The following is a 16,862-nucleotide window of genomic DNA, read 5'->3' as shown; positions in this document are numbered from 1 at the left end:
CGATGACCAGCACTCAGCCTGACGTAAGTTCCTTGTACCGCTGCCCACTTTGCAAAGAGCCGCTTATCCCTGAACCAAGTGAGCCAAAGCAAAGTTCCTATCGTTGTGTGAACCGGCATCACTTTGATGTGGCCAAAGAAGGCTACCTGCATCTGTTGCCGGTGCAGCACAAAAACTCCAAGCAACCGGGCGATAGCAAAGCCATGTTGCAGCAGCGGCGACAGTTTTTAGAGTCCGGTGCTTATCACCCCCTGGTCGCTGCGCTGTCGGAGCAGCTACAGCATTTAGCGCCTATCCGCCTGCTCGACTCCGGCTGTGGAGAGGGGTATTACAGTGGTCAGTTGCAGGCAGCTCTGCCAGACACCGAGTTTGCTGGCATGGACATCTCCAAAAGCGCCATTCAACTGGCCGCAAAACGCTACCCGGATATCGCCTTTTGCGTGGCCAGTGCCAAAGTCTTGCCTTATCGCGATCAGCAGTTTGATGCCATGCTGGTACTGTGCGCCCCTTTTGAACTGGCCGAGGTAAAACGTTGCCTGCGCCCTGGTGGCTATCTGCTGCTGGTCACCGCTGCCCCTAAGCATTTGCTGCAGTTCAAGCAAGCTATTTATTCTGAAGTTCGACTGCACAGCGATGCCATTCAGCTGTTACCCGGCTTTTCGCACCAAAGGCGGCAGCATTGCCATTTCATGCTGGAGCAACTGGGTGCGGAGGCTTATCTCAGTTTGCTGGAGATGACCCCACTGGGCTGGAAACTGCCGCAGCAACAGAAACAACTGCTTTGCCAAAGCTTGACGCAGCTGCAGGCCGATTTCTATATTGATAGCTACCAGTATGGATCCTGATCTCACTCAGGACCGTATGGAACCATGAATCGTTTAGACAGGAGCACGCAGTGACCTACCCCCGCATCCTTGGATTTGCCGGCATTGTACCATTTTATCTAAGTTTGATTGCCGTGCTGTTATGGCCACAAAGCCAGTTAGCGCTGGTCGCGCTGATTGGGTATGGAGCCGTTATCTTAAGCTTTTTGGGAGCTGTGCATTGGGGCATGGCCATGCAATTGCCAGAGCAAACACAAGCCTGGCGCAGTTACGTCTTCAGTGTAGTACCCGCTTTGCTTGGCTGGTTGGCACTGATATCGCCGTACCAGCCAGCACTGATTGTACTGGCGGCAGGTTTTGGCTGGGTTTGGTTACGTGAATACCAGAGCCCGCCGGCTACCATGCCAGCCTGGTATCGACAACTGCGCGGTATGCTGACTGCAGCCATCCTGCCGGCGTTAATCTTAGGGGCTATTTTTAGCGGCTAGCTGAATTTAATCGTCTTCGGTGCTGTGTAGTTCGCTGAACTGCTCAGCTTCAGCTATATGAATGGCGTCAAACACCTTTGACCAAAAATAGGTGCTTAGCTCACTGACAATATTGCTTTCAGCATTCAGCAAGATCACCAGGCCAACCTGGCGATCACGTGAATAAGCCACATCGGCTCGAAAGCCACGTACCCAGCCACCATGATACACCAGCTCTTCATCACCAAACTGGTAGACCCGCCAACCCAGTGCATAGTGTGCATCGCGGATAAACTGCCGCCAATGCCCACGACGTAAGTCCCTGACCGTGCGTACCCGTTTGTCGGTAATGGTTGCCAGCAAGTGCTCAGGCATTACCTCGGGATAATGACCCAACTGCGCCATCACCCAATGACTCAAATCCATCGCACTGGCGTTTACGCCAGCAGCGGGAGCAAAGCGATAGTAACTCGGCACCACGGTACTTTGATACCAGCCCCCCCGCGCCCGCACATGGGGCATGGCTTTGTTGGCACTGTTCATAAAAGGCTCCATGCCAACAGAGGCGGTAGCCATCTGCAACGGATCAAAAATCAGCTCCTGCATCAGGGTGGCATAATCTTTTTGCGTAGTCTGCTGCACTATGGGCTCGATCAGGCTGAACAACACATTCTGGTAGCCATAGCACTCGCCAGGGGTACACATCGGGTCCAGCTGTCTGAAGTGAGGCAGAATTCGGTCCGGTAGCACATTGGCTTCGATCATATTATCGTAAGCGTTAGGTATAACCCCTGTGGTTTGTGCCAGCAGATGCTCTACCTGCAGGGCTTTATTGTAACGAGCCGAGCGAAACGAGAAATCCGGCACATAATTCACTACAGGATCATTCCAGCTAAAATACCCCTGCTCCGCCAGCACTGCAGCTAAACCGGCGGCAAAGGTTTTAGAGACTGAGGCAATACGAAACACTGTATAAGGATCGACCGGTTCATCCCCTCCCCGGGCGCGCACGCCAACACCACGTACCCGCACAATCTGATTGCCTTCAATCACCGCATAGACACCACCAGGGATATGGTGTTCAACCAGTTGTTGCTCAAAATGGCGGTCAAACTGTTCAGCAACCTCTGATACAGGGGCTGCTGCCAGCGAGGAAACAACAAAACACAGCCCAGGCATCAGCAGCTTTAGAGCGGCTGATCCGGTTGCTGCGATGCGTTTTGCTGTTAATGGATTCACGTTAAAAACTAACCCGTTTGTACTGGCGATACTCCGGCCGCCAGAAATTCGCTTCGATATTATCCTGCAACTGATTATCACTAATTTCAAGCGCTAATCCCTGTTGCTGTGCAACTTTACCTACCGCAAAAGCAATGCGTTTACTGAGCTCAGCCAGAGCGGTTAGTGATGGCAACAACTCCCCTTCACCGGTATTGGCCAAAGGCGAAGCTGCAGCCAAGGTTTCACTGGCGGCCATCAGCATTTCATCGCTAATGCGTTTGGCTTTCACGGCTATGACTCCCAGGCCAATACCCGGGAAAATATAGCTGTTGTTGCACTGCGCTACAGGGTAACTTCTGCCTTGATACTGTACCGGTTTGAAAGGACTGCCGGTGGCAATAATCACATCCCCTTCCGTCCAGCTAATCACTTGCTCTGGTGTTGCTTCTACTTGCCTTGATGGATTGCTTAGCGGGAAAATAATTGGGGTTTTACAGCCTTTATGCATGGCCCGAACCACCTGCTCACTGAACAGGCCTGGTTGGCCAGAGACACCAATCAGCACGGTAGGTTCTGCGCAGTGCATGACATCCAGCAACGACGGATAATCACCGCTGTAGCTCCACCCGGCTAAGGCAGCTTTGGACTGAACCAGCTTTTGCTGGAAATCCCGCAAATCGCCCATCCCCTCGGCAAGAAGCCCAAAACGATCGACCATAAAAATACGACTGCGGGCTTCATCATCGCTTAACCCTTCGGCCATCATCTGACTGATCACCTGTTCTGCAATGCCACAACCAGCGGAGCCAGCACCAACAAAGACCACTTTTTGCTCAGACAATTTCTGCCCTTTTGCCCGGCTGGCAGCCAGTAAAGAGCCTACAGTCACAGCAGCCGTGCCCTGAATATCGTCGTTAAAGCAGCAGTAACGCTCCCGATAACGCTGCAAGATCGGCATGGCATTTGGCTGGGCAAAGTCTTCAAACTGCACCATCGCATCCGGCCAACGTTTATACACCGCCTGCATAAACTTCTCGACAAAGGCATCGTACTCGGCCTGATCGATGCGTTTATGCCGCGCCCCCATGTACATAGGATCCTTGAGTAATTTTTCATTGTTGGTACCCACATCCAACGCTACCGGCAATGTATAAGCAGGGCTTATGCCACCACACGCAGTATACAGTGACAACTTACCGATGGAGATCCCCATACCACCAATCCCCTGGTCACCCAGGCCAAGCACCCGCTCACCATCCGTCACTACGATGACTTTTACCTTGGACTTGGTGGCGTTACGCAAAATAGCATCCAGTTGATCGCGCTCTTCATACGAGACAAAGAGTCCACGCTTGCTGCGGTAAATATCGGAGAACTTTTCACAGGCATCGCCCACCGTCGGTGTATAAATGATGGGCAGCATTTCAGGCAAATGTTCCTGCACCAACCGGAAAAACAAAGTTTCGTTTTTATCCTGAATCGCCCGCAAATAAATGTGCTTGTTAATGGCACTTTCAAAACTGGAGTACTGCATGTACGCCCGCTTTACCTGCTCTTCTATACTTTCATAACGCGGTGGCAATAAGCCGGTTAGGTTAAACGCTTCCCGCTCTTCTTTGCTAAAGGCACTGCCTTTATTCAACATCGGAGTTTCCAGCAGAGCCGGACCAGCGTAGGGAATATAGAGCGGACCTTGCTTCTTGGGCGTCATTACTGCAGTTCCTTATCCTGAAAATATGAACACAATTTGGTGGCGGCGAAGTATACCTGATCACGCCTGTTGCGGCCAATCATCAGCACCAGCACGACGGGCAACAACCAAAGTACTGCTCCCCCTGAGGATCCTGATGGCTCCGGACTTGTAGCCTGCCCCTGCACGGTAATGACGACCGTATCGCTACTGCTGCTACGAAGATCACTGGCCGTTAACTGAAAACGCAAGCTTTGTGTCTGCGTCAAAGTTGGGCTAACAAAACTGCTATGCAGACTATCAGCATGACTTAGCTGCACCGGAGCTCCCTCTAATTGCAGCCAGCGATACTGTAAAATTTCACCATCGGCATCACTGGCACTGCCTTGCAATTGCACCTGGCTACCTGCACTGACGGTACGATTCTCTCCGGCAGACACCACCGGCGCCTGATTAGAGCAATCCTGGTTTACCTCAAGAAAGCTAATCGCTTGCAACCACTGGTAGTAGTCGCTGTTGCGTGGTTCACACAAGCGAGTTTCAACGTAACTGAAGCCTTGCAATTGACTGAGCTGAGTCAGGCTTTGCGGCAAACTGCCTTGCAAGTTGTTATTGGACAGATCCAGCCAACGAAGACCATTTAAATGACTTAGTGTCGAAGGCAGGCTGCCACTGAAAAAATTATTCGACAGGGCCAGTTGCTGCAATGCACTCAATTGCCCCAGCGTTGCTGGCAAAGCGCCACTAAAGCCATTGTGACTAAGATCAAGTTGTTGCAACTCTCTAGCGGTTCCTATCCCGGCAGGGATAGGCCCTGTCAGGCTGTTACCAGCCAGATCAAGCACAGCCAGTGCCGGCAGCGCGCTGTAATTAAGCTGCAACTGCCCACTCAGGTTATTCTGTGCCAGCTCCAGCGCTGTCACATCCCCGCTCTGGCAACGAACACCATACCAGCTACATATTGCACTGTGCTGTAACCAGCCACTGCGCTCAAACCAGCCGGGTCCCCCTGTTTGATAAAAAAATGCCAATAAGGCTTCACAGCTTTCCAGCGACACTTCACTGATATTGTTCTCAGCACAAAAGTTCGCTTGCTCTGTCTCTACCCGCACATCCCCATCTGGAAATCGCAAGGTAGCTGGCACACCATCAAACCACCAGCGCCCACTATGAATGCCATCGCCCGCAAAACGATCCGGTGCCTGACCCGCATCATTCAACACAACCAAATCACCGCTTGGTTGCACCCGCAACTCAGGAGTCGGTTCGGAACCCAGGCAATTCATCCCTAATAACTGAATATCCAACCAACTGCCGGCTTCCAGAAACACTGTATCGGTTGTCGGTTTTAGCCGCCGGAACAACTGCTGCGTCGAACAGTGAAAAGCACCGTTGGCACCGTCTGCTGCCAAGACCAGCTTACCGGCCATGGTATGATGTTCAATTCGCGTATCCATAGCTTCGGCGCCAGCCACCAGCAGATGGTGTTTCAGTGCTTGGGCATCCAGCTCAGGCTTAGCAGATTTTAGCAACGCTGCCAGACCTGAAACCACAGGTGCTGCCATTGAGGTACCGGATGATAGGGCATATTGATCATCAAGAAAGGTACTCAATATTCGAACACCAGGAGCAGACAAACTTACATGATCGCGACCAAAATTACTGAAAGTGGCCAGTTGGCCTGCTTCATCATGGGCCGCCACACTAACCACATTGGGTAAATCAAAGGCTGCCGGGTAAAACGGCAAGCTGCTGGCACTGTTGCCCGCACTGGCGACAAACAAAATGCCAGCCTCATGATGCTGTTGCACCGCCTGGTACAAGGCTTCAGAAAAAGCAGAAGATCCCCAGGAGTTGTTTGTAGCTACAATCGGAACGCCATAATTTAGTTTTAAATCAAGAATATAATCTAGGCACTCGATAGCATCGCTGGTAAAGCCATCGCCCATATCATCCAGAAACTTACACGGCAAAATTTGCAGCTGCCAGTTTACCCCGGCGATGCCTCTCTGGTTGTTGCCAGCGGCAGCAATAATGCCTGCAACCAGAGTACCATGACCATCATCATCCATCGGATCGGATGTCTTGTTAGCGGTATCAATACCACGCACATCATCGATGTAACCATTGCCGGTATCATCCTGACCATTAACTTGTTCGAGTGGATTGTGCCAGATATTAGCGGCCAGATCCGGATGGTTGTAATCAACCCCCGTATCAATCACCGCCACTACCAACTGCTGATTGCCGGTGGTTTCTGACCAGGCCTGCTCGGCCTGAATACCTGGTAGCGCCTGCAAATACCATTGTTGGGAATAACGGGGATCATTCGGCTGTTGGGTTTTACGCACTTTGTAATCCAACTCAACCGAGCGAACGCCAGGCATTGCCTGCAGTTCTGCTTTAGCTTGCTGCAAGCTGATTCCTGCCGGACGACGTACCACAGCTTTTCGCGGAAGTTGCGAGAAGCGTGAGGCATCTTTTAAATAGTGTTGCAAGGGCCCGGCTGATTCAGCCTGAGCCGACTGGGTTTGCACACGCTCGGAGCCAGAGGTAAAGGTTACGATCAATCGTTCAGGATGATAATCCCTGGCCAGCGGCTCAGCTTGAACCGATGCCAGACTTACCCCCAACATCAGCCCACCAAACAACCATGCACTTTTGCTCATCAGCAACCTCTTTCAATCTACCACTCTGTAATCATAGTACCTCAGTATGCGACCAAGCGATCATTTTTCAGGGTAAAGCACGCAGCTTTACACAACCTTTACGCTGTATGGTATTGGCGCAAAAAGCAAAGCTTTCTATAGTTTGCATATCAACCAAGTTGCTCGAATGAGGAGAAGTCTGTGCGCTATTGGATCAGTGCGGCTGTGGTAGTCGCTGTTGTTGTTTTCTTATGGTGGCCATCGTCCTCCAGTGAGCGATTAGTCTATCAAACCCAGGCGCTGAGCCGTGGGGATATCGAAAGCGTGGTCAATACCGCAGGCACTACCCGGGCCGTGGTCACGGTGGAAGTCGGCTCGGAAGTGTCTGGCCTCATTACCGCAATTTACGCTGATTTTAACGCCGATGTCGAGCAAGGCCAGTTGATCGCCCGGTTGGATGATCGCAGTTTTCAGGCCCGGGTGCGCCAGGCCGAAGCCGATATACAGATGAGCGAAGCCAATGTCATTCAGCAAGAGGCCAATGTAGTAAAAGCTCAGGCCGAACTGTTGCGACTGGAGCGGGCCTATCAGCGCCAGTTGCAGCTAATGCAGCAGAATCTGACCAACCAAACCGAGGTGGACAATGCGCTGGCCAATTATGAAGTAGCCAAAGCACAAATTCTGGTCAGCCAGGCTCAGCTGCAAAGTGCCAAAGCCCAACTCACCCAGCGCCAGGCGCAATTGGAGCAACACCAACTGGATTTGGATCGCACCCAAATCCGTTCACCGGTCAATGGCACTGTGATTGACCGTCAGGTGGATGTTGGCCAAACCGTGGCCGCCAGTTTATCGGCTCCCACCCTCTTTACCATTGCGCAGGATTTATCGCAGATGCAAATCGAAGCCGATGTCGATGAAGCCGATATTGGCAAAATCGAATCCGGCCAGCAGGTGCGCTTTCAGGTCGATGCCCATCCAGACCGGCAGTTCCAGGGTGTGGTATCGCAGGTGCGTAAAGCCGCTACCAATGTCGCCAATGTGGTGACTTACAAAGTGATTATTGATGCGCCTAACCGCCAGCAGTTGCTGCTGCCGGGGATGACGGCAAACTTAAACTTTATCATTGGTCAGCAGCAGGATGTACTGCGCATTCCGAATGCTGCGCTGCGTTTTCGCCCGGCGGGTGCTCAGCAAAGCGGCCAGCAGCCGGCTGATCGCACTGCCGAGCTGCTGCGACAGCTGGATTTACCGGCCGATAAAGAACGCCAGGTACGTCGTATACTGCAGGAGTTTAATCAGAATCTGCAGCAACTTCGCAGCCAGCAAAACAACAACCCAATGAGCAATCCCCGCCAGGCGTTTCAACAAGCAAGGCAAGCGCTGACCAATGAGCTACGGCTGGTACTTAACGAGGAAGAATTCAGCCGTTATCAGAGCCTGATGGCCGAGCAGCGCCAGCAAACGCAGGGCCGCGGTGAACAAGGCCGCATGGCCGAGGTTTGGGTGCTGAATGCCCGCCAGGAGCCTGAGCTGCGCCGGGTACGGGTGGGCCTTGCTAATGATGAATTTACCGAGCTGCTTTCCGATGAGCTTGCTGAGCAGGAGCAAGTGATCGTGCGGGCGGTGAGGACAGAGCGATGAGCCTGCCGGTCATTGAAAGCCTGGGGCTGACCAAGACCTACCGCATGGGCTCGCAGCAAGTACAGGCGCTGGCAGGGGTGGATGTGCACATTCAGCAAGGCGAATTTATTGCTGTGATGGGCCCTTCGGGCTCGGGTAAATCGACCTTTATGAATATGCTGGGTTGCCTGGACTCACCCAGCTCCGGGGAAATCCGCATTCAGGGTGAAAACGTCACCCATTTATCCGCCGCCGAGCTGGCCCGTATTCGCAACCGTTACATCGGTTTTGTCTTTCAGCAGTTTAATCTGTTGCCCCGCACTACTGCGCTGGATAACGTGCTGTTGCCGCTGTTGTACCGCAAGGATCACGATGGCAATCAGGATTTTGCCACTGAGTGTCTGCGCCGGGTTGGCCTGGAGCAGCGGATGGACCATCACCCATCGCAGCTCTCCGGTGGCCAACAGCAGCGGGTAGCCATCGCCCGAGCATTAGTCAATCAACCGGCGGTGGTGTTGGCCGATGAGCCTACCGGTGCTCTGGATACCGAAACTGGCCTTGAGATCATGCAGTTGTTTCAACAACTGAATCAGGAAGGTAAAACCATTGTGCTGGTCACCCATGAGCCTGAAGTGGCTGCCTTTGCCAGCCGGCAACTGATCTTCCGCGATGGCCGTTTGCAAAGTGACAAACAGGTAAAAGCCGAGTCTGCCAGCGAGCATTTAGCCCGCTACCGGGAACAGAAACAACAGGAGGGGCTGGCATGAAATGGTGGATGCTTTGCAAAGTGGCCTGGGTGGCCCTGCAGGTTAATTTAATGCGCAGTATCCTGACCATGCTGGGCATTATTATCGGCGTTGCCGCGGTCATTATTATGCTGGCGTTGGGGGCCGGTGCTCAGCACGAGGTCGATCAGCAAATTAAGAATCTGGGCGGCAATGTGTTTGTGGTGTTCGCCCGCGGGCGTGCCAGCTCGGGGGCCCGTGGTGCCAGCGGCTCGGTGCAGACCTTAACCGAAATGGATGCCGAGGCCATCGAGCAGCAAATTCCCCAGGTCAGCGTAGCAGCCCCAACCATCTGGGCCAATGCTCAGGTGATCTACGGCAATATGAACTGGGCACCGAGCGTGCGCGGCGTCGATAACCGTATTTTCCCGGCGCAGAACTGGCAACTGGCACAAGGCCGTGAGTTTTCAGCTGCTGAGCTTAGCAGCGCTGGCCGGGTGGCTATTATCGGTGCTACTGTCCAGCGTGAGCTGTTCGGTGCCTCCGATCCGATTGGCCAGACCATCCGGGTCGATCGAACGCCAGTCACCGTGATTGGGGTGTTGGAAGCCAAAGGCCAAAATACTCAGGGCAATGATCAGGACGATTTGATTTTTATGCCGCTCGATACGGTGCGTAAACGCATTGCCGGTATGACCTTAGCCAGTCCACGCGCGGTGCGCTCCCTGATTGTCCAGGTAGCCGATGAGCGCGATATGGCGCTGGTCGAGCAAGAGATGGAAGCCTTGCTGCGCCAACGGATGCGCACCACCGGCACCGATGCGCCTTTTCAGATCCGCAATTTATCGGAAATGGTGGAAACCCGTGCCCGCACCATGCAAATTTTTAACGGTCTGCTGGCTGCCGTGGCCTCAGTGTCCTTGCTGGTCGGCGGCATTGGCATTATGAATATCATGCTGGTGTCGGTCACCGAGCGCACCCGCGAAATCGGCCTGCGAATGGCGGTGGGCGCTGAGCCCGGTGATATTATGCGGCAGTTTCTCATCGAGGCCATGCTGCTGTGCAGTTTAGGTGGCACCCTGGGCCTGAGCATTGCCGTGCTGGTGACCCGTAGTCTGGAGAAATTCGCTGGTTTCACCGCCATTATTCAACCGGAGGTGGTACTGTTAAGCATCGGCTTCTCGGCGCTGATTGGCATTTTCTTTGGCTACTACCCGGCCCGCAAAGCCTCGCAGCTGCAGCCGATTGATGCGCTGCGGCATGAGTAGTTGGTTGAAGGCCGCAACCTGGTTGCGGCCTTCACGGTAATCATCGCCAATTCCCACAACTTAATCCCATTTCCTGAGCCTGCGGCTTAACCTGCTGCAGATTTTGTGGCATGGTTGCTCTATACCCAAGTATATAACCAAAATAAAATATAAAACCAACTCAGGAACCTGTTATGACCACCTCCAAAACTCTGCTGGTGCTGGCCATCAGTGCGCTGCTCGGTAGCGCGCCGCTGCTGGCTGAAGAAGCAAATAACACCGCAAACGAGGCAAACGAAAACAAAGGCTGGCAAGTCAATCAGCCGATGGGCGAGTTTAAAACCGTAGCCATTTCCACCAGCCAGGGCACCTGGATGAATGTCGATGTCAGCCCGGATGGCAACACCCTGGTGTTTGATTTGCTGGGCGATATTTACACCATGCCAATCAGCGGCGGTACCGCCACAGCGCTGACCAATGACATTGCCTGGAATATGCAGCCGCGTTTTAGCCCCGATGGCAAGCACATTGCTTTTACCAGCGATCAGGGTGGAGGCGATAATCTCTGGATCATGGATCTGGATGGCAGCAATGCCCAGCAGGTGACCAACGAGAGCTTCCGTTTACTGAACAGCCCGGCCTGGAGCCCGGACGGCGAGTTTCTGGTCGGTCGTAAGCACTTTACCGGCACCCGCTCGTTAGGTGCTGGCGAAATCTGGCTGTACCACAAAACCGGCGGCAGCGGCGTGATGCTGACTGCACGGCCCAATCAGCAAAAAGACCTCGGCGAGCCGGCCTTTTCGCCCGATGGCAAGTACGTCTATTTTTCGCAAGACGACACCCCGGGCCAAACCTTTCACTATAGCAAGGACTCTGAATCTGGCATCTACAGCATCAAGCGCTTTGAGCTGGAGACCGGTGAAATAGACACCATTATCGGCGGCCGTGGTGGCGCTATCCGGCCAACGCCATCGCACGATGGCCGTTATCTGGCGTATATCAGCCGGCGTGATTTTCAAAGCACACTGTTCTTGTACGATAACAGGACAGGCGAGCAAATTGAGCTGTACGGTGGTTTAGAGCGCGATATGCAGGAAACCTGGGCCATTCATGGCGTTTACCCCACGCTGAGCTGGACCCCGGATAACCGCCATATCGTGTTCTGGGCCGCTGGCAAGCTGCATAAAATCGATGTGCGCAGCCGTGAACTAGCTCAGATCCCTTTCCAGGTTGATACCGAAAAGCAAATCCAGACCGCGCTGCGGGTACAACAGGATCTGGATAAAACCGACGTCGATGTGAAGATGCTGCGTTTTGTGCAGGTCTCGCCGGATGGCAAACGGGCAGTATTCTCGGCGCTTGGGCATTTGTACCTGACCGACATCGACAACCCACGGCCACGCCGGCTAACCCGGCAAAACGACGAGTTTGAATTCTACCCGCAGTTTAGCCGCGATGGCCGCCAACTGGTGTACACCAGCTGGAACGACCAGCAGCAAGGCCGGGTTAAGCTGCTCAACCTGCGCAACAATCGCGTCACCGAGCTGGTGTCCGAGCCTGGCAAATACGTTGAGCCAACCTTTAGTCCGGATGGCCGCACCGTGGTGTACCGCAAAGCCGGCGCTGGCAGTATTCTGCCCAGGCAGTGGTCACTGCATACCGGCTTGTATCAGGTGCCGGTCGGCGGCGGTGAGCCACAGCTGCTCACCCGTCAGGGCAGCATGCCGATGTTTGGCGAGCGCAGTGACCGGGTCTACGCCATGGCCAACCGCGGTGGCCCGGCGTTGATCAGCATCGATTTAACCACTAAGGAAGAGCGGGTGCTGTACACCGCAGCGCACGGTACCGAGTTTCAGGTGTCACCCAATGGCAAATTACTGGCTTTTACCGATCGCTTTAAAGTATTCGTCACGCCTTTTGTTGAGCGCGGCAGCGTAATCAACATCAGCGGCAGCGACCGCCAGTTCCCGGTACGCCAGCTGTCGGTGCGGGCCGGCGAGCATATCAGCTGGACCGCCGATAGCCAGCACCTGTACTGGACCTTAGGCCCGGAGCTATACCACACTTCAGTAGCCGGCTTGTTTGATCAGCAAAAGCCAACCGACTTTGCCGCCGAAAACGGCACCTCACTGGGCTTTAGTGTACCGGCCGATATCCCGCAGGGCTCCGTGGCTTTTGTGGGCGGCCAGGTCATCACCATGAATGGCGATGAAGTGCTGCAGGATGCGGTGGTGGTTATCACCAACAACAAAATTGCCGCTGTCGGCAGCCGCGATGCAGTCAGCATTCCGCGCGGCGCCAAGGTGTTTGATATCAGCGGCAAAACCCTGATGCCAGGCCTGTTCGATGCCCATGCCCACGGCGCGCAGGGGGCGAATCAGCTTATCCCACAACAAAACTGGATGAACTACGCAGGTCTCACCTTTGGCGTCACCAGCATTCACGACCCGTCCAACAACACCCGGGAAATTTTTACCGCCAGTGAAATGCAGCAGGCCGGCCACATCGCCGGGCCGCGTATTTTCTCGACCGGCACCATTATTTATGGTGCCGAAGTGCCAGGCTTTACCTCGCACATCGACAGTCTGGATGATGCCAAATTTCATCTTGAGCGGTTGCAAAAAGTGGGCGCCTTCACGGTAAAAAGCTACAACCAGCCACGGCGTGATCAGCGCCAGCAGGTGATCCAGGCTGCCCGGGAGATGGGCATGATGGTGGTGCCGGAAGGCGGCTCCTTGCTGCAACACAACCTGACCATGCTGGTCGATGGCCACACCACACTGGAGCATGCCCTACCCTCGGCCCGGGTGTACGAAGATGTATTGCAACTGTGGGAAGCCAGCAGCATGGCCTACACCCCCACGCTGAACGTCGCTTATGGCGGCATCTGGGGGGAAAACTACTGGTACGACACCACCGAAGTCTGGCAGCACCCGCGGCTTAGCCGTTACGTGCCGATGGACCGGCTGGCACCACGCAGCATGCGGCGGGAAAAAGCACCTGAGCATCACTACAACCACTTTGCGGTGGTAGAAACCGCCAAGCAAATGTCCGATCGTGGCATCCTGGCCAATATCGGTGCCCATGGCCAGCGCGAAGGCTTAGGTGCCCATTGGGAGATCTGGATGTTCGCCCAGGGCGGCATGACACCCCTGGAAGCGCTGCGTACCGCCACCATCAACCCGGCCATTACCTTTGGCATGGATCATCAACTCGGCAGCATTGAAGTCGGCAAGCTGGCCGATTTGATTGTGATTGATGGTAATCCGCTTCAGAACATCCGGGTCAGTGACCAGGTACAATACACCATGGTCAACGGCCGTTTGTTCGATGCGAAAAGCATGAATGAAATTGGTCTGCGCGAACGCGCCCGCCAGCCGTTTGAGTTTGAGCCGCGCCGTTAACACGGCGCTTTCTGCGGTAGATTCAAAGGTCAGCACTCGCTGACCTTTTTACTTGTTCAAATCCGATACAGCTGCCCCCCGCATGTTCTACACTTCTTAGACAAAAATTCATTCGACAAATCCAGCAAGCCATGCTTAAAATCCGCAACTTTTTAACCTGGTGAAGATGTATGTTAATGAAAAAATCAGCACTTGCTATCAGCCTGCTGTTGCTGGCGGGCTGTGGTGGCTCCGGCGGCCCGGGCAGTTCAGAGCCGCCCATACCACCACTGGCGGTAGAAAACTTAAGCCATCCCGACAGCCAGCATTGGCTCCCTTTAACCGGTAGCTTTGCCAGTGCTTTAGCCACAACAGGCGCTGCCCAGTTGCTACGCATCGAACAAAACGGCCAGTTGATACAACCGGTACAGGGTCGCTATACGCTGAATGGTGCCGTGCTGGAAGTCGATGGCCTGAATTATCGGGTCACACCCCTTAGCAACAGTGCTGTCAGTTTTCGTTTTACCCTGCAGCAGGGTGGACGTCAGGGCAGTGCCATGGTGCAGCTAGCCGCACCGCTGTCGGATCCTTTGGCGTCAGAGCAGTGGCACCTTCGCAACAACGGCCAAACCAGCTATGCCCAAAGCGATAGCTTTCGTCGGGCACTCATTGAACTGCTGGTTCAAGATCCGGATGAGCCAATGTCCCGCAGTGAAGCCACCAGCCTGGTGAATCAATTGCTAAATGACTACCGCAGTTTGCTTGCTGCCGGTTTTGATGTGGATCTATTACCACTCTTTGCAGCAGGTATCTTTGGGCAAGGCTCAATCAGTGTTGTGGTTGACAGCGGCCTGCAACTGGCCCATGAGGATTTGGCTGCCAATATTCTGACTGGCCGCTCGCTGAATCTGGTCGATGGCAGCAACGACCCGACGCCTGTTTTAACCCCGTCACAACCCAATGCCGGCGATCACGGTACCAGCGTAGCCGGTATTATTGCTGCCGAAGGCTGGAATAATCTAGGGGGGCGCGGCGTTGCACCAAAAAGTCAGTTGCTGGCCATCAATTTGCTGGCCGATGACTATGCCGCCGGGTTGGATGATGAATGGGTGGTACATGGTCTGGATAACACCATCATTAGCACGGATGACAACATCAGTGCCTTTAACCGCAGTTATGGTGTGACCTTACCCGTGATGCAAGGCTATTCGCAGTTGGAAGAAGAGCTGCATCGTTTCAGTGTCGAGGAATTACGCTCAGGCAAAGGTAGCCTGAACGTCAAATCTGCCGGCAATGAGTTTGAAGGTTACTTCTACGAGGGCGACTTTTGCCAACACAACGGTGCCTATGAACTAGGACTTACCTGCTACAACGCCAATATGGAATCCGCTCAGCAAACCCCTTACTACACCATAGTGGCTGCCATGAACCCCAATGGCCATAAAAGCAGCTACTCCAGTGCGGGTGCCAATTTGGTGCTGACCGCACCGGCCGGCGAAGATGGTGATCTATTGCCTGCTATTGTCACCGCCGATCTGATGAGTTGTCTGTACGGCTACAGCGGTGATGCAGCCGCCGCAGATTTTGACAATGCCATCGGCGAAGGTGCATTTGCCGGTTTCTATCCGTTTGATAGTGGCAACCACGCCGATAACCCCGAATGCAATTACACTGCCCGCTTTAATGGTACCTCCTCGGCTGCACCTATGGTCAGTGGCGTTGCCGCCTTGTTGCTGGAAGCAGAACCTGCTTTAACAGCACGCGAGTTGCAACATCTGCTAATTAGCACCGCCAAACGAGTGCACCCAGAGGATCCGGTGATTCGGTTAAGCCTGCCAAACGGCAGCTTTGAAGCACACAGCGGCTGGGTCGAAAATGCCGCTGGTTATGCTTTCAATAACCATTACGGCTTTGGCCTGGTACAAGCCGGTGCCGCTTTTCAGCGCTTGCAGCAAGGCAACTGGCAACTGCCAGCCAAAACTTACAGCCCCTGGCATGGCACCGGCCTTTATGGTGATGCTACCCCAGCCAATCTGGTTATCCCGGATCACAGTGCCAGCGGCGTCAGCACCACGCTGACCATGCCAGAGCAATTGGTGATTGAAACAGTACAGCTCAAACTCACCGTGCGTAACCCGGAGCTGCTGGAGTTCGGTCGCATCACAGCACATGGCAGCACCCAAACCAGTGCCGGCAGTGATCTGGCGGTGGTACTCACCTCCCCATCCGGTACCCGCAGCGTGCTGCTGGCATCCCGCCAGGCCTTGCTGTTGCCGGCACTGGATGAAGACTGGGCTGCCCAGGATGGCTACATTCTGAAAGACTCCGTCTTACGCAGCAATGCTTTTTACGGTGAAACCAGTACCGGCAACTGGACAGTTCAGCTGTTCGACCTGGCTGCCGATAGTTTTGCGGTAGCAGACACCGAGTTCGATTTCGACTGGATTGAAAACAACGCCGTGCCATCACGATTGGACGGTGCCGCCCTGCGTATTATTGGCCACAGCAAGGAGTAATCACCGATGACTTACGCCAAACAACTCTGTCTTATCGCTTGCCTGGCGGCCTTTTCAGCCTGCAGCCTGGCTGAAACCACCTTTGGTGCCTACCGCTTGCTGCAACCGGAGGCCACATCTTCGTTCAGCGGTCCTCACAACCGTCAAAGTAAATCCCAGCAGGCCAATGCCAGTACAGGCACGCCTGCGGCCCCAACATCAGCCGTGATCCGCGCCAATAGTCTGGTGGTCAATCGCTACAGCGGCCAGACCGGCCAGGTTAGTGGTCAGCTTTTGCTGTTGCTTGAAGATCAGGCCGACACGGCCAGTCTGCTGGCCGAGTTTCCGCTGACGGTGCTGCAACAACAACGGCAATTGCTGTTGCTGCAAGCCGACAATGAAACCGATCTACTGGCATTGCAGGCGCAATTGCTGCAGCATAGCGCAGTCAAAAATGTCCGGCTTGATGTGCGTGAACAGCGCTATAAAACCAGATAAAGCGCAGTGTATGGGTAAGGCCAGCCTCGGCTGGCCTTTTTCGC

General features: G+C 54.2%; 11 protein-coding genes. 8 read left to right on the top strand and 3 right to left on the bottom strand.

From position 1 onward, the window contains the following. Positions 1-2 precede the first annotated feature (2 nt). Positions 3-845 carry a putative RNA methyltransferase gene (locus QWF21_RS01195; protein ID WP_330086205.1) on the top strand — a complete coding sequence of 281 codons (843 nt, stop codon included), beginning with the start codon at positions 3-5 and terminating at the stop codon, positions 843-845. Between the two features lie 50 nt (positions 846-895). Further along, positions 896-1,312, top strand: a complete 417-nt coding sequence (locus QWF21_RS01190; RefSeq protein WP_330086204.1) for a DUF3429 domain-containing protein — start codon at positions 896-898, stop codon at positions 1,310-1,312. Positions 1,313-1,318: 6 nt separating this feature from the next. Here QWF21_RS01190 and QWF21_RS01185 read toward each other — a convergent pair whose 3' ends face one another. Genes QWF21_RS01185 through QWF21_RS01175 form a run of 3 tightly spaced genes read right to left on the bottom strand, consistent with a single transcriptional unit; the run spans position 1,319 to position 6,871 of the window. Next, positions 1,319-2,530 (bottom strand): serine hydrolase domain-containing protein, encoded by a 1,212-nt coding sequence (locus QWF21_RS01185; RefSeq protein ID WP_330086203.1) that lies wholly within the window; start codon positions 2,528-2,530, stop codon positions 1,319-1,321. 1 nt (position 2,531) lies between these two features. Then, positions 2,532-4,223, bottom strand: a complete 1,692-nt coding sequence (locus QWF21_RS01180; protein ID WP_330086202.1) for an NAD-dependent malic enzyme — start codon at positions 4,221-4,223, stop codon at positions 2,532-2,534. Further along, positions 4,223-6,871, bottom strand: a complete 2,649-nt coding sequence (locus QWF21_RS01175) for a S8 family peptidase (RefSeq protein WP_330086201.1) — start codon at positions 6,869-6,871, stop codon at positions 4,223-4,225. The genes QWF21_RS01180 and QWF21_RS01175 overlap by 1 nt, the downstream gene beginning before the upstream one ends. 180 nt (positions 6,872-7,051) lie before the next feature. Between QWF21_RS01175 and QWF21_RS01170 the strand changes: the two genes are divergently transcribed. From QWF21_RS01170 to QWF21_RS01145, 6 genes are all read left to right on the top strand, one after another. Further along, on the top strand, positions 7,052-8,491 hold the full coding sequence (locus QWF21_RS01170) for an efflux RND transporter periplasmic adaptor subunit (protein WP_330086200.1): 1,440 nt from the start codon (positions 7,052-7,054) through the stop codon (positions 8,489-8,491). Beyond that, positions 8,488-9,237 (top strand): ABC transporter ATP-binding protein, encoded by a 750-nt coding sequence (locus tag QWF21_RS01165; RefSeq protein WP_330086199.1) that lies wholly within the window; start codon positions 8,488-8,490, stop codon positions 9,235-9,237. The genes QWF21_RS01170 and QWF21_RS01165 overlap by 4 nt, the downstream gene beginning before the upstream one ends. Beyond that, positions 9,234-10,463, top strand: a complete 1,230-nt coding sequence (locus QWF21_RS01160) for an ABC transporter permease (protein ID WP_330086198.1) — start codon at positions 9,234-9,236, stop codon at positions 10,461-10,463. Before QWF21_RS01165 ends, QWF21_RS01160 begins: the two co-directional genes overlap by 4 nt. 173 nt (positions 10,464-10,636) lie before the next feature. After that, positions 10,637-13,846 carry an amidohydrolase family protein gene (locus QWF21_RS01155; RefSeq protein WP_330086197.1) on the top strand — a complete coding sequence of 1,070 codons (3,210 nt, stop codon included), beginning with the start codon at positions 10,637-10,639 and terminating at the stop codon, positions 13,844-13,846. Positions 13,847-14,016: 170 nt separating this feature from the next. Continuing rightward, positions 14,017-16,341 carry a S8 family serine peptidase gene (locus QWF21_RS01150; RefSeq protein ID WP_330086196.1) on the top strand — a complete coding sequence of 775 codons (2,325 nt, stop codon included), beginning with the start codon at positions 14,017-14,019 and terminating at the stop codon, positions 16,339-16,341. A 6-nt stretch (positions 16,342-16,347) separates the two neighbouring features. After that, positions 16,348-16,818: a hypothetical protein gene (locus QWF21_RS01145; protein ID WP_330086195.1), complete on the top strand. Its 471-nt coding sequence runs from the start codon at positions 16,348-16,350 to the stop codon at positions 16,816-16,818. The last annotated feature ends 44 nt before the right edge of the window (positions 16,819-16,862 follow it).

The sequence above is a fragment of the Alkalimonas mucilaginosa genome (genome assembly GCF_036327005.1).
In the GTDB taxonomy this organism is placed as follows: domain Bacteria; phylum Pseudomonadota; class Gammaproteobacteria; order Enterobacterales; family Alteromonadaceae; genus Alkalimonas; species Alkalimonas mucilaginosa.
The sequence above is the reverse complement of the archived record's forward strand: the minus strand, read 5'-3'. Positions and strand labels throughout refer to the sequence as shown.

Coding starts and splice junctions, on each gene's coding strand:
- QWF21_RS01195 (WP_330086205.1), top strand. CDS start 3: ATGACCAGCACTCAGCCTGACGTAAGTTCCTTGTACCGCTGCCCACTT.
- QWF21_RS01180 (WP_330086202.1), bottom strand. CDS start 4,223: ATGACGCCCAAGAAGCAAGGTCCGCTCTATATTCCCTACGCTGGTCCG.
- QWF21_RS01175 (WP_330086201.1), bottom strand. CDS start 6,871: ATGAGCAAAAGTGCATGGTTGTTTGGTGGGCTGATGTTGGGGGTAAGT.
- QWF21_RS01165 (WP_330086199.1), top strand. CDS start 8,488: ATGAGCCTGCCGGTCATTGAAAGCCTGGGGCTGACCAAGACCTACCGC.
- QWF21_RS01160 (WP_330086198.1), top strand. CDS start 9,234: ATGAAATGGTGGATGCTTTGCAAAGTGGCCTGGGTGGCCCTGCAGGTT.
- QWF21_RS01155 (WP_330086197.1), top strand. CDS start 10,637: ATGACCACCTCCAAAACTCTGCTGGTGCTGGCCATCAGTGCGCTGCTC.
- QWF21_RS01150 (WP_330086196.1), top strand. CDS start 14,017: ATGTTAATGAAAAAATCAGCACTTGCTATCAGCCTGCTGTTGCTGGCG.
- QWF21_RS01145 (WP_330086195.1), top strand. CDS start 16,348: ATGACTTACGCCAAACAACTCTGTCTTATCGCTTGCCTGGCGGCCTTT.